Raw genomic sequence first — 12,830 nt, 5'->3', positions numbered from 1 at the left:
CATCAGGCCGTTGCGCCGGCGCGCACCATGTCTGCGCACTTCTCGCCGATCATGATGGCAGGCGCGTTGGTGTTGCCCGCGACAATGGATGGCATGATCGAGGCGTCGGCGACGCGCAGCCCCGCGATGCCATGGACGCGCAATTGCGGATCGACCACGGCATCGATCTCGCGGCCCATGCGACAGGTGCCGACCGGATGCAGGTTCGAGACGCCGCGGGCGCGGATGTCGGCCTTGAGGTCGGCATCGCTGGTCACACCGGCGCCGGGCAGGATCTCCTCGACGATGAAGGGCTTCAGCGCCGGCTGGCTGGCGATCTCGCGGCAGATCCGCATGCCGTGCAGCAGCGCGTCGAAATCGGAGGCGTTCTTCAGGAAATTGAATTTGATCTCGGGCGCCGCGAATGGATCGGCGGACTTCAGCCGGACTGTGCCGCGGCCAGACGGCGTGAGATGGACGGGGCTGAGACCGAACGCCGAGAAGGGCTGCGGGACGATGCCGGACTTGTTCCGGTCCTTGATCGCCCAGGCGAACATGTTGATCTGCAGGTCGGGCCGCTCCAGCCGCTTGTCGCTGCGCACCAGCGCGCCGACAAACAGGCCCATGCTGGCCAGCGGCCCCGTGCGGCCGAACGCATACTGCGCCGCGGCCATCAGGCGACGTGGCAGGCTGAGAGTCAGGTCGTTCATGGTGACGGGCTGGCTGCAGCGATAGGCGATGTAGGTATTGAAATGGTCGTGCAGGTGGCTGCCGACGCCCGGCATGTCGCGCACGACCCCGATGCCATGCTGCATCAGGTGCTCGGCCGGGCCGAGGCCCGACAGCATCAGGAGCTGCGGCGAGCCGTAGACGCCGCCCGAGACGATCACCTCGCGGTTGGCGCGGGCATGGACGAGGCCCCCGGGCGTGCGATACTCGACTCCGATGGCGCGGCCGCGTTCGATCAGCACTCTGGTCGCATGTGCCGACGTGGCGACCGTGAGGTTGCGTCGGCCCTTGGCGGCGCCGAGATAGGCGCGGGCGGAAGACCAACGGCGCGCCCGGTTGATGGTGGTCTGGTAGAAGCCGACGCCGTCCTGCGTGGCGCCATTGAAATCGGGATTGGCGGGTATGCCGGCCTGCACGGCCGCATCGTGCATCGCGCGCGCGAGCGTGGGCTTCCAGCGATGGTCCTGCACCTTCAGCGGCCCGCCTATGCCGTGGAATTCGTCGGCGCCGCGCTCCTGGTCCTCGGCGCGCTTGAAATAGGGCAGGACGGACGCATAGTCCCAACCTTCGCAGCCGCGCTGGCGCCATTCGTCATAGTCGGCGGCATTGCCGCGCATATAGACCATGCCGTTGATCGAGCTGGTGCCGCCCAGCACCTTGCCGCGCGGCTGGTACATGATGCGGCCGTTGAGCTCGGCCTCGGGCTCGCTGTCGAACATCCAGTTGACCTTCGGATTGTTGAAGGTCTTGTGGTAGCCGAGCGGCACGTGGATCCACGGATAGGTGTCACGGGGGCCGGCCTCGAGCAGCAGCACGGAGAAGCGCCCGTCCTCGCTGAGACGGCTGGCGACGGCGCAGCCGGCCGAACCCGCGCCGGTCACGATGAAATCGTAGGAAGCTTCGCCTTGCACGCTGTTTCCCCCGTTCGTTTTCGGGAGCGTAGCGCGGCCCTGTCAGCCGAGATAGGCCTTCACAAGCCGCTCGTCGGTGAGGAAGGACTGCCACTCACCGGGGCCGATCTCGTGGACGATGCTGCCGACCGACATGACGTAGGCGCGGTCGGTGATCTCCGAGGCGATGCCGACATTCTGCTCGATCAGGAGCAACCCCATGCCGCGCTCGCGCAGCGCCTTGATGACCAGCAGGATGTCCTTCACCACCTTGGGGGCGAGACCGGTCGAAGGCTCGTCCATGATCAGCAGGTCGGGCTGCAGCAGCAGCGCGCGGGCGATCGCCACCATCTGCTGCTGGCCACCGCTCAGCAGTTCGACCGGCGAGGCCATGCGCTCCTTCACCACCGGGAAGAGCGCCGTCACCTCGTCCCACGAGAAACGCAGGTCGGCGCCGCGCACCTTTCGGCCGACCGTCTCGGCCAGGATCAGGTTCTCGCGCACCGACAGTTCGCCGAACAGGCGGCGGTTCTCGAGCACCACGGCCAGCCCGTGCCTGGCCAGGTCATGCGCCGGCGTGGCGGTGATGTCGGTGCCGTTCTTGACGATCCGGCCGCTTCGGGACCGCAGCAGGCCGCAGACCGTGCGGACGAGGGTGGTCTTGCCGGCGCCATTGGCGCCGACCAGCGCCACGGCCTCGCCGTCGCCGACCTTGAGCGAGACGTCGCGCAGGACGGAGAGGGCGCCGTAGCCGGCGGAGAGGGAGGTCACTTCCAGCACGGCTCAGACCCCGAGGTAGACTTCGCGGACCCGCGGGTCGCGCTGGATGGCGGCCATGTCGCCGCTGGCGATGATCTCGCCGAAATAGAGCGTGTGCACGGTGCGGGCGACGGTCATCAGGCCCATGTCGTGCGAGACCAGCAGGATGGTGATGCCTTCCTCGTTCAGCCGCACGATCCAGTCGCGCAGATCGTCGATCTCCTGGACGTTGAGGCCGGACGAGGGCTCGTCGAGCAGCAGCAGGCGCGGCTCGCCGACCACGGCGCGGGCGATCTCGAGGAGGCGGCGCTGGCCGGCGGTCAGGCTGGCGGCCGGCAGGTCGCGCAACGCGCCCAGCCGGAAACGCTCGCAGGCGGCCTCGGCACGCTCGCGGATCTCGCGCATCTGGCCGCGTGCGGCCGGGGTGCGCAGCAGGTCCTGCAACATGGTGGTGCGCGTGAGCTTGGTGCAGCCGACCATGACGTTCTCCAGCACGGTCATCTGTTCGAAGACCTGCGGAGTCTGGAAGGTGCGCACGAGCCCCTGCAGGCCGCGCTGCTGGATCGTGTCGCGCTCCAGCGCGGCGCCGCGATAGGTGACGGTGCCGGCGAGCGGGCGGATATAGCCGGTCACGATGTTGAACAGGGTGGTCTTGCCCGAACCGTTTGGCCCGATGAGACCGATGATGCCGCCCTCGGGCACGTCGAAGGTGACGGAACGCAGGACCGAAAGTCCGCCGAACGAGTGGCCGACTTCCCGGAGGGCGAGGAGGGGCTCAACCATGGCCGCTGCCCCGTTTGGCGAGCCGCGCCCGCAGCTTGCCGAACGCGCCCACCAGCCCTTCCGGCATCAGGACGACGACGGCGACGAGGGCCAGGCCGAACAGGATCTGGTGGATGTCGCCCAGCTTGCTCAGAAGCTCGGGCAGGAAGGTGACGAACAGTGCGCCGACGACGATGCCGGGGATCGAGGTCGCGCCGCCGATCACCGGGATCAGCAGGAAGCTGATCGAGCGGTCGACGGTGAAGCTCTGCGTGCTGACGAACGAGGCGTGGTGGGCGAACAGGCTGCCGGCCAGGCTGCCGAACAGCGCGCAGACCACGAAGACCTTGGTGCGCAGCGCCTGCAGGTCGATCGAGAGAGCCGCCGCGGCGGTGCTGGAGTCGCGCATGGCCCGCAGCATGAGGCCGGTGCGGCTGTCGACCAGGTTGCGCGCCACGGCCATGCAGGCAAAGGCCACGATCCAGACGAAGAAGTAGTAGCGCGAGGGCCGGTCGAGCAGGAAGCCGAACAGGTCGAGCTTGGGAATGCCACCGATGCCCAGGGTGCCGCCGGTCAGCCAGTCCCACTCGAAGAACAGGGCACTCGCGATGGCGCTGAGGGCAAGCGTGCCGAGCGCCAGGAAGTAGCCGGTGAGGCGCAGGATCGGCCGGCCGATGACATAGGCCAGCACCATGCTGATGGCGGCGCCGACGAGGAAGCCCACGATGCTGGGCAGGCCCATCATCACCGTGCAGTAGGCGCTGGCATAGGCGCCCAGGCCATAGAATGTCGCCTGCGCCAGATTGACGATGCCGCAATGGCCGAGCAGCAGCCCGATGCCGAGGCCTGCCACCGTGTAGATGCCGGTAAACACGAGAAGATCGGCCATGTAGCGCGGCACAACGAAGGGCAGCACGGCCCAGACCACGAGGCCGATGGCGAGCCAGAGGAGGGTGCGCGGGTTCATGCGCTCAGCCTCCCCGCCGGCCGGCGCGGCCGAGAATGCCTTGCGGCATCAGGATCATGATGACGATCAGCACGGAGAAGGCGACGACGTCCTTGTAGCTCGACGAGATCCCGATGATGGCGAGTGACTCGACCAGGCCCAGCGTGAGCCCGCCCACGGCGGCGCCGAGCGGGTTGGTGAGCCCGCCCAGGACGGCGGCGGCGAAGCCCTTGAGGGTGAGGTTGAGCCCGAGCTGGTAGTCGACGCCGATCAGCGGCGTCACGAGGATGCCGCCCAGCGCGCCAAGCAGCCCGCCCAGGACGAAGGTATAGGTGCGCATGCGCGAGACATTGATGCCGGTGGTGGCCGCGCCGTCGGCGTCGATCGAGGCCGCCATCATGGAAAGGCCGATCGTGGTGCGGTGATAGAAGGCGCGCAGCGCCAAGGTGGCGCCAATGCCGATGGCGATCAGCCACAGCGCGTGGAATTGGATCACGGCGTCGAGGATGATCAGCACGCCCGCGCCGCCGAGCGGCGGGAGCAGGTGGCCGTCGCGGCCGATGAAGAACAGCACGCTGGCCGACAGGGTGAGGGCGAGGCCGATGGTGAGCAGCAGGAAGCTGTCCTCGCTCGCATTCTTCTTGGCCATGTAGCGCACGAAGGCCACCTCGATGAAGGCGCCGACCAGGGCGCCCGCAACGGCTCCGCCGGCGATGGCGGCGGCATAGGGCCAGCCCGTCCTGGTCAGCAGCAGCACGGTGGTCATGGCGCCGATGACGGCAAACTCGCCCTGCATGGCGTTGATCACGCGGCTGCCCTTGAAGATGGCGGACAGGCCCATGCCGACGAGCGCGTAGACGATACCGTTCGTCACGCCCGCGAAGAGCGCCTGAAGGATCAGGCTGAGTGTCATGAAGGAATGCTTCCGCGCAAAAGAAGGAGCGGCGCAGGATCCGTTAGGGGACCTGCGCCGCCTATGAGCGCTACTGTGCGACGCGGAACGGCGTGCGGGTGTATTTGCCGCCGACCAGCTTCGAGAAGATGAAGCTCGAGATCGGGATGCCGGTCATGTCGTCGGCCGAGAAGTTGTAGCTGGCGAGCACGCCGGTGTACGGCGCCTTCATGGCCTCGCAGAGCTTCTCGCCGGTGGCGTCGGCGCCGGCCTTGTTGAGGGCGGCGGCGATGATGTGGGCGGCATCCCAGGCCGCCGCTTCGTAGTTCTTCGGCGTTGAGTTGTAGGTCTTCTTGTAGAGCTCGACGAAGTCCTTCTGGTGCGGCAGCGGGTCCTCTCCGACGACGAACTCGGGGATCACGATGTTGTCGGCGGCCGGTCCCATCGCGTTCACGTACTCGTAGGACGAGGAGCCGATCGCGGCGATCACCGGCTGGGTGATCTGGATCTGCTTGACGTTGCGGAACGGCGTGGCCGAGGTGGCGATGATGAACACCGCGTCGGGCTGCGAAGCCTTCACCTTGGCGGCCTGGGTGGTGGTGTCGGTGGCGCCGATCTCGAACTTCTCGATCGCGACCAGCTTGACGCCGTACTTGTCGGCGAGCGGCTTCAACTCGGCCATGACGACGTTGCCGTAACCGGCATCGTGCAGCACGCCGACCTTGGTCGCCTTGATGCTCTTGGCGTATTCGAGCAGCGCGGTCGCGTTGAGTCGCTGCGGCGGCAGGACGTGCGCCACGCACTTGCGCTCGCGCTCGACCGCCGGCCCGATGCCGGTGAAGGCGATCTGCGGGATCTTGTTGGCGTGCGTCACCCCGCCGACCGCGACGGTGCTGGCGGTGAGGGAGGGGCCGAGCAGGGCCTGGACCTTCTGGCCGAAGATCAGGTCGTTCGCCTTGCTGAGCGCCGTGTCGGGATTGGAGGCGTCGTCCTCGACGATGAACTTGATCGGACGGCCCTTGATGCCGCCCTTGGCGTTGATGTCCTTCTCGGCCAGCAGCAGGCCATTGCGCTCGGGCACGCCGAGGCCGGCGCCGGCGCCGGTGGCGGAAACGATCGCGCCGATCTTGACCGGCTCACCGGAGGTTTGCGCCTGGACCGACAGGGCCGAGAGGCCGACCAGCGCCGTGGCGCCCGCCAACCTTGCGATGAACGATGACAATGACATTTTTCTTTCCTCCCACACGTTGAGCTTCTTTATGGCCGCCAGTGCGTCAGAGCAGCGGCGGTGGCCCGGCCATGCCGAGTTCGTGTTGCCCGAACAATGCACCCTGGACGTCGGTCGAGAACATGACGTGGGCATTGGCTGCGTGCGCATCGCGGAACAGGCGCTGCATCGGGCCGCTGAGGTAGAGACCGCTCGATCCGGCGATACCCATCAGGATGTCGACTGCCTCGAGACAAAGACGGGCGGAGAAGAAAGCGTCGCGCCGGTAGCGCAGTTTATCTTCATGGACGGCGTCAGTGCCTGCGCGGGCCGCCGCCATCGCATGCTCGCAGGCCCGGCGCATCAGCACTTCGGCCGTGTCGATGCGGACGCTCGCCTCTGCGACCTTGATCTGTACGGCCTGGCTCGCGCCGAAGGGTTGCCCTGTCGTCGTCGCGTTCCGGGTGCGGGCCGCGCCCACAACCGTATCGTAGGCGCCTTGGGCACAGCCCAGCATCACGCCCGAAAGGACGTAGGGGCCGAGGGCGAGCATGGGCAGCCGGAACAGAGGCGAGGGATTGACGGTGGAGCCGGCGTGCGGCTTGCCGTTCATCGACCGGGCCGAGATCGTGCGAAACTCCGGCACGTAGAGGTTCCTGATCTCGACGTCCTTCGAGCCGGTCCCCGAGAGACCGACGGCATGCCACGTATCGATGATCTCGTACTGCGAGCGATGGACGAGCGCGAAGCGCTGGTCGACGGGCGGGCCGTCGTCGCGCTCGCGCAGCATGAAGCCCAGCATGTTCCAGTCGGAATTGTCGACGCCGGAGGAAAGCGGCCAGCGCCCCGAGATCTCGTAGCCGCCCTCCACCTTGCGGCCGCGTCCCGCCGGGAAGATGAGCGAGGTGGCGATCAGCACGTCGGGCGAGGCGTCCCAGATCTCGTCCTGTGCTTCAGGGTGGAAGTAGCCCAGCATCCAGTGATGGCTGGAGAGATTGCCGAGGTTCCAGGCGGTCGACGGGCAGACGCGCGCGATCTCCGCGCAGGTGTCGACCAGGATGCCGACATCGAGATCGGCGCCGCCGACGCGCGCCGGCTGGACCATGCGGAAGAGGCCGGTGCGGTGGAGGTCGCGCTCGGTGTCGTCGGGCAGTCGGCGCAGCTTCTCGCAGTCCCCGGCCCGGGCGGCGATCGCCGGCACCAGCGCGCGGGCGCGGTCGAGCATTTCCGCGTAGCTGACGCCCGTGAACGAGACCGGCGTGTTGGGCAACGTCGCCGACGGTGTCCAGTCGGCGGCCCGCTTGGTCCGCATATCGAATTCCTCCCGGCGCCTCGGCGCTTGTTCTTGCCGCAACGATGCTTGTGTCATGCGGTCAGGTCAAGTGACCTAAGTTGTTGGTCGATTGACCATGTCGTGTGCGACCACGATACTTCGCCTCAACAAAACAGCTCTCGGGAGGAGCGGACATGGCAATCAAGGTGCTCGAACTTCATCATCAGGGCGTGCGGATCGGCGCCGGCGACAAGACGATCGAAGATCTGAAGAATTTCTATACCGGCGTGCTGGGCCTCGAGCACGACACCGGACGGCCGGAGATCCCTGGCATTCCGGGCATGTGGATCAACATCGGAGAAGTGGGGCAGATCCACCTGATCGGCGGCGACCTGCCGTCGCCCTTCGCCCAGGGGCCGGGCAAGGATCCGACCGCGCCGCATGTCGCGCTGGCCGTCGAGAACATCGTCGAGACCAAGGCAGAGCTCGACCGGCTTGGCGCGGACTACTGGTCGCTCAAGGGCGCGACCGGCCCCGACGCCGAACAGCTGTTCCTCAAGGACCCGTGCGGCAACATGGTGGAACTCCACCAGTTCGACAAATGCCGCTGCCGCTTGAAGAGCCGCGTAAAGCCGGCCTAGCGCCCCGCCGGCGCGGCGAGGCCCGCGCAGACAAAGGGCACGATCTCGCGGATGGCGGCTTCCATGTCCGCGGGATCGCAGCTTCCCTGGGAGATCGCCTCCAGGCGGCCGGGCTGAAGCAGCGTCCAGACGTAGGCGCCCATCATGAAATAGTAGCGCCAGTAGAGCGTCTTCGCCGGGATCTTCGGCAGGGCGCGCCGGATGGCGGCGACATAGAGTGCATTGGTCTCGTCGTAGATGTCGGCGCGCACCATGCTGGCGGTATCGTCGGGATCGGTGAACAGGCGCGCATGCATCTGCATCGAAGTCCGCCGCCCGCCGGCCCGCGGCTCGGCCATCAGCAGCGGGCGGACCAGCGCATCGACCAGCACGTCGAGCGGAACGATGCCGCGCGGATAGCGGGCCTCTGCCTCCTGCAGGAGCTGGCGCCGCCGCTCGGTTACCTCGGTACCATGCCGCGCCACAACCGCCTCGAAGATCGCGCGCTTGGACTCGAAGTAATAGTGGAGCTGACCCACGTTCACGCGGGCGCGGCTGGCGATGGCTCGTGTGGTCGCGCCGCCATAGCCGACGCGCCCGAACAGTTCCTCGGCGACATCGAGAATGCGTTCCGCCAGGTTGGGACGGCTGGCCTTCCTGCGCCGCGCGGCAGCGGATTTCGGTTTCTTCGCGATTGTCTTTCTCGCCACGACGCATCCTGCTGAAAATTGACGGGCTTCTCATAGAGCCAAGTCGCAGCGTTTTCCATGGCGGCTACGGAACCGTGTCGCCGCATGCTAGAAGGCAGCCATGAAAACCAAGCTCCTCGGCCGCACCGGCATCCACGTCTCCCAACTCTGCTTCGGCACGATGTCCTTCGGCGGCGACGCCGACGAGGCCACTTCGGCTTCGATGTACAAGGCGGTGCGCGACGCCGGGATCAACTTCTTCGACACGGCCAACGAGTACAACAAGGGCAGGTCCGAGGAGATTCTCGGCCGGCTGGCGAAGGATCATCGCGACGACCTGGTGATCAGCACCAAGTGCTTCAACAAGACGGGTCCCGACGTGAACGCAGGCGGTGCCAACCGCCGCCATGTCGTGCAGGCCGTCGAGGCCAGCCTGCGCCGGCTGCAGACCGACCGGATCGACGTGCTGTTCCTGCATCGCTTCGATCCGGTGACGCCGATCGACGAGATGATGCGCGGCCTCGAGGACCTTGTGCGCTCGGGCAAGGTGATCTATCCCGCGGTCAGCAACTGGTCGGCCTGGCAGACCCAGCGTGCTGTCGACATCCAGGAGCGCAACGACTGGGCGCGGCTGCAGGTCATTCAGCCGATGTACAATCTGGTGAAGCGCCAGGCCGAGGTCGAGCTGCTGCCGATGGCGGCGGCCAACGGCATCGGCGTCATCCCCTACAGTCCGGCGGCGGCCGGTCTCCTGTCGGGCAAGTATTCTGGGCATGCTTCTGGCCGGCTCAACACCAACAAGATGTACGAGGCGCGATACGGCGAGGAATGGGCCTTCGAGACGGCCGAGAAGTACGTCGCGCTCTGCCGGCAGAAGGGACTACACCCGGTCAGCGCCGCCATCGCCTGGGTGGGGGCGCATCCGGCGATCACCGCGCCCATCATCGGCGCGCGCAATATCGACCAGCTGAAGGACTCGCTCGCGTCGGTGAACGTCGACATGACGCCGGAGCTGCGCGCCGAGATCGCCGCACTCTCGCGCACCCCGCCGCCGGCCACCGACCGTCTGGAAGAGCAGAAGGTCTTGAAGGCCTGAGGCGGCTCAGCCCGGCTCCAATCCCTTCGCCCGGAAGAGCGCCTTCGCCTCGGGCGTGCGCAGGCTTTCGATCAGCGCCGTGGCCAACACCGGCTGAGCGCTGTCGGACGGAATGCCGGCCACGAACACCGTGACCATATGCAGGTCGCCGGGCAGCGGCCCGACGATCTCGACGCCGGGAACATGCAGCAGCTCCGGCACCTGCTGGACGGCGAGGTCGGCTTCGCCGGTCGGCAGGAACATGCCCGCGTAGCCCGAGGGCGGCGGAAATCTGGTCTTTGCGTTGATCGCGTCCGCGATGCCCAGGCGTTCCAGCAGCTTCGCGAAATAGATCCCGCTCGCACCGCCCGCCGCGGGGTCGGTATAGGAAATCGCCCGGGCCTCCAGCAGCGCGCGCTTCAGCGCTTCGGGCGTTGAGATGTCGGGCTTCGGCGCACCTGCTTTCACGGCGATGGCCGTAGCGGAGCTGGCGATGACGACATCCGATCCGGCGACGATCCCGCCCGTGGCGAGCAGCGTGTCGGTCGTCGCTCGATTGAGGATCAGCGCATCCGCCGTCTTGCCGGCCTGCAGCCGCTTCAGGAGCAGGGGCGCCGTTGCCCAGGTGACGTCGAGCGTGCAGCCGTGCGCCTTCTCGAAGGCAGGGATCAGCGGCTCCACGACGCCCTGGACCGCGATGGCGCTGAAAACCCTCATGCGGGCTCCCGTCGGTCGCAGACGTCGATCCATTCGGCGTTCACCAAGGCGGCCATGCGCTCGGGTGCGATGCGTACGGCCGAGTTGATCGATCCGGCGGCGGGAACGACCTCGTCGAATTCCTTCAGCGAGACATCGCAATAGACCGGGAGCGGCGTCGCCAGGCCGAACGGGCAGACACCGCCCACCGGATGGCCCGTGAGGGAGACGACCTCGTCGGCGGTCAGCATACGCGGCTTGCCGCCCAGCACGTCCTTGATCCTGCGATTGTTCAGCCGCGCGTCACCAGAGGTGACGACCAGCAGGGTGCGATCCTTGATGCGCAGCGACAGCGTCTTGGCGATCTGCGCCGGCGCGACGCCGTGGCCCCGCGCCGCCATTTCGACGGTGGCGGTGCTGGCCTCCAGTTCGACGACTTCGAGATCAGGCGCATGCGCCGACAAGAAGGCGCGCACGGCTTCGACGGTCATGCCTGCCGTACCTGGGGACCGGCACATCTGCCGGAGTGTTGAAAAGCCATTTCCGAACCGCCTGAGAAAGAAGAGACGGACAAGCCTATCGGAGAACCGGGCAGCCGACCCGCGGGAATCGTACCGCATGGTGGGCGGTGTCTGCGAATTTCGATGACAATTGCAGGGGCGGCGGTACCGTCGGTCAACTCACCACGGGAGAAGCGCATGCCGACGATCGACGCCCAGGTTCACTGCTACGAGCGCAATCACCCGGGCCGCCCGTGGACGGCCGTGCTGGCGGGCCCGCCCGAGGTCACCGCCGAGGACATGATCAAGGCAATGGACGAGGTCGGCGTCGACGGCGCCCTTCTGGTCTCGGTTTATACGATGTACCGCTGGGACGAGAGCTACGCCGTGGGCGTGCAGAAGGCGCATCCCGGCCGGTTCGGCGTCATCAAGCCCGTCAATGCCAACGATCCCAAGGTCGAGGGAACGATCGCCGACTGGGCGGCGATGGACGGCACGGTCGCCATCCGCATCATGTTCACGCCGGAGATTTCGACCGACGCGGCCGATGCCGGCATCAACCGCGTGCTGGCTGCCGCAGCCAAACATGATCTGCCGGTCAACCTGATGGCGCGCGGCCGGCTGGAGCAGGTCGCCGAACTCGCCAAGCGCAACCCGAACACCACCTTGGTGATCGATCATCTCGGCCTGGAACAGCCGATGGCGCCGCCGGCCCCGCAGGACCCGTGGCATGAGCTGCCGAAGCTGCTGGCGCTGGCTGCGCACGACAATGTCGTGGTGAAGATCACCGGCGCCTGCACGCTCAGCCACGAGAAGTTTCCCTACAAGGACATCTGGGATCCGCTGGGCCGCATCTTCGATGCCTTCACCCTGGATCGCTGCATGTGGGGCACCGACTGGACCCGCGCCGTGGCGCTGCTCACCTACAAGGAGGGCGTCGATGCCTTCCGCGTCACCGATCGCCTGTCCGACAGCGATCGTGCAACGCTGATGGGCGGCTCGCTGCAGAAGATCTACGGCTGGTCGCCGGCGAAGAAGTAAGTCTGCAGGCTTCAGGGAAGGGCCAGGTCGCCCTTCCCGAGAGGCCACTGCATCAAGATCGAATCGACCCAGCGGCCGAATTTGAAGCCGACGGCCTCGAGCTTGCCGATCTGACGGAAGCCCTGGCTGCCATGGAGCCCGGTCGAGCCTGCGTTCTCGCTGTCGCCGATGACGGCCAGTATCTGGCGCCAGGGGCCGGCCTCGCAGCACTTGATCAGCGTGGTCAGCAGTTCGCGACAGCGTCGAGGCGATCAAGCGGCTGGTGGAGGCGGGGCTGGGCTGCGCCATCCTGCCGGCGGTCGCCGTCCGCGAGGCGGCGGATCGGGCCAACCTCGTGGTGCGGCCGCTCTCGCCGCGTCTCTACCGCAAGCTGGCGATCGTGATCCGGCGCGACAAGGTCCTGCATCTCGGCCTGCGCGAGACGATCCGCGCGTTGAAGAGCCTGAGCCGCAAGGGGGCCTGAGTGTCGGCTGGCAGGCCGTTGAAAAGGTCGGACTCCTTGCGAACAAACGAAATAAACAAACCAAACGAAGCCGGAGTCGCAACCCCCGGATCAGGGGGCGTGGTGACTGTGGGCGGGTCAATTTTGCTCGGCAGTACTCCTGAAAGCCTGTTTCAGCAGCCTGCTAGATGTGAGCTTTCAATAGGTTGTCCATCCGGCCCGGGCCGAGGAAGCTGAGGTTGTCGAGACTTCAATAATCCTTGGGAGAGCCGAATGGACATCCACAAGAATGCCCGTCTGACGCCGCTCGGTCGAGAGCGCCTGGTCAAA

General features: G+C 66.8%; 13 protein-coding genes and 1 pseudogene. 4 read left to right on the top strand and 10 right to left on the bottom strand.

Going from position 1 to position 12,830, the window contains the following annotated elements:
* Nucleotides 1-2: 2 nt before the first annotated feature.
* The 7 genes from Q7V45_RS11765 to Q7V45_RS11735 all read right to left on the bottom strand — a co-directional run bounded on the left by Q7V45_RS11765 (nt 3) and on the right by Q7V45_RS11735 (nt 7,476).
* Nucleotides 3-1,619 carry a GMC family oxidoreductase gene (locus tag Q7V45_RS11765; RefSeq protein ID WP_304852016.1) on the bottom strand — a complete coding sequence of 539 codons (1,617 nt, stop codon included), beginning with the start codon at nt 1,617-1,619 and terminating at the stop codon, nt 3-5.
* 42 nt (nt 1,620-1,661) lie between these two features.
* Complete coding sequence (locus tag Q7V45_RS11760) at nt 1,662-2,378, bottom strand: ABC transporter ATP-binding protein (protein WP_304852013.1); 717 nt, start codon at nt 2,376-2,378, stop codon at nt 1,662-1,664.
* A gap of 3 nt (nt 2,379-2,381) precedes the next feature.
* Nucleotides 2,382-3,140 carry an ABC transporter ATP-binding protein gene (locus tag Q7V45_RS11755; RefSeq protein WP_304852010.1) on the bottom strand — a complete coding sequence of 253 codons (759 nt, stop codon included), beginning with the start codon at nt 3,138-3,140 and terminating at the stop codon, nt 2,382-2,384.
* Nucleotides 3,133-4,086, bottom strand: coding sequence for a branched-chain amino acid ABC transporter permease (locus Q7V45_RS11750; RefSeq protein ID WP_304852007.1), 954 nt, complete (start codon nt 4,084-4,086; stop codon nt 3,133-3,135). The genes Q7V45_RS11755 and Q7V45_RS11750 overlap by 8 nt, the downstream gene beginning before the upstream one ends.
* A gap of 4 nt (nt 4,087-4,090) precedes the next feature.
* On the bottom strand, nt 4,091-4,978 hold the full coding sequence (locus Q7V45_RS11745) for a branched-chain amino acid ABC transporter permease (protein ID WP_304852003.1): 888 nt from the start codon (nt 4,976-4,978) through the stop codon (nt 4,091-4,093).
* Nucleotides 4,979-5,048: 70 nt separating this feature from the next.
* Nucleotides 5,049-6,185: an ABC transporter substrate-binding protein gene (locus Q7V45_RS11740; protein ID WP_304851999.1), complete on the bottom strand. Its 1,137-nt coding sequence runs from the start codon at nt 6,183-6,185 to the stop codon at nt 5,049-5,051.
* 46 nt (nt 6,186-6,231) lie between these two features.
* Nucleotides 6,232-7,476, bottom strand: a complete 1,245-nt coding sequence (locus Q7V45_RS11735; RefSeq protein ID WP_304851996.1) for an acyl-CoA dehydrogenase family protein — start codon at nt 7,474-7,476, stop codon at nt 6,232-6,234.
* A 155-nt stretch (nt 7,477-7,631) separates the two neighbouring features.
* On the opposite strand from Q7V45_RS11735, the gene Q7V45_RS11730 reads away from it, so the two are divergent.
* The gene (locus tag Q7V45_RS11730) at nt 7,632-8,078 is read left to right on the top strand and encodes a VOC family protein (protein WP_304851993.1); all 447 of its coding nucleotides are present in this window, start codon (nt 7,632-7,634) and stop codon (nt 8,076-8,078) included.
* On the opposite strand, the gene Q7V45_RS11725 is transcribed toward Q7V45_RS11730, so the two are convergent.
* Nucleotides 8,075-8,767, bottom strand: a complete 693-nt coding sequence (locus Q7V45_RS11725) for a TetR/AcrR family transcriptional regulator (protein ID WP_304851989.1) — start codon at nt 8,765-8,767, stop codon at nt 8,075-8,077. The two genes, Q7V45_RS11730 and Q7V45_RS11725, sit on opposite strands and share 4 nt — an antisense overlap.
* Before the next feature lie 100 nt (nt 8,768-8,867).
* Here Q7V45_RS11725 and Q7V45_RS11720 point away from each other — a divergent pair, with 100 nt between their 5' ends.
* Nucleotides 8,868-9,842 (top strand): aldo/keto reductase, encoded by a 975-nt coding sequence (locus tag Q7V45_RS11720; protein ID WP_304851986.1) that lies wholly within the window; start codon nt 8,868-8,870, stop codon nt 9,840-9,842.
* Nucleotides 9,843-9,848: 6 nt separating this feature from the next.
* Here the strand turns inward: Q7V45_RS11720 and Q7V45_RS11715 are convergent, their stop codons facing one another.
* Complete coding sequence (locus tag Q7V45_RS11715; protein ID WP_304851983.1) at nt 9,849-10,538, bottom strand: substrate-binding domain-containing protein; 690 nt, start codon at nt 10,536-10,538, stop codon at nt 9,849-9,851.
* A complete protein-coding gene (locus Q7V45_RS11710; RefSeq protein WP_304851980.1) occupies nt 10,535-11,008 on the bottom strand; it encodes a YbaK/EbsC family protein in 474 nt (157 codons plus the stop codon). Before Q7V45_RS11710 ends, Q7V45_RS11715 begins: the two co-directional genes overlap by 4 nt.
* A 207-nt stretch (nt 11,009-11,215) precedes the next feature.
* Here Q7V45_RS11710 and Q7V45_RS11705 point away from each other — a divergent pair, with 207 nt between their 5' ends.
* Complete coding sequence (locus Q7V45_RS11705) at nt 11,216-12,058, top strand: amidohydrolase (protein WP_304851976.1); 843 nt, start codon at nt 11,216-11,218, stop codon at nt 12,056-12,058.
* A 247-nt stretch (nt 12,059-12,305) separates the two neighbouring features.
* Nucleotides 12,306-12,521 (top strand): annotated as a pseudogene (locus Q7V45_RS11700) (LysR substrate-binding domain-containing protein); the annotation flags it as partial.
* Nucleotides 12,522-12,830 lie beyond the last annotated feature (309 nt).

Origin of the sequence: Reyranella sp. (assembly GCF_030651995.1) — a bacterium.
Classification (GTDB): Bacteria; Pseudomonadota; Alphaproteobacteria; order Reyranellales; family Reyranellaceae; genus Reyranella.
The sequence above is the reverse complement of the archived record's forward strand: the minus strand, read 5'-3'. Positions and strand labels throughout refer to the sequence as shown.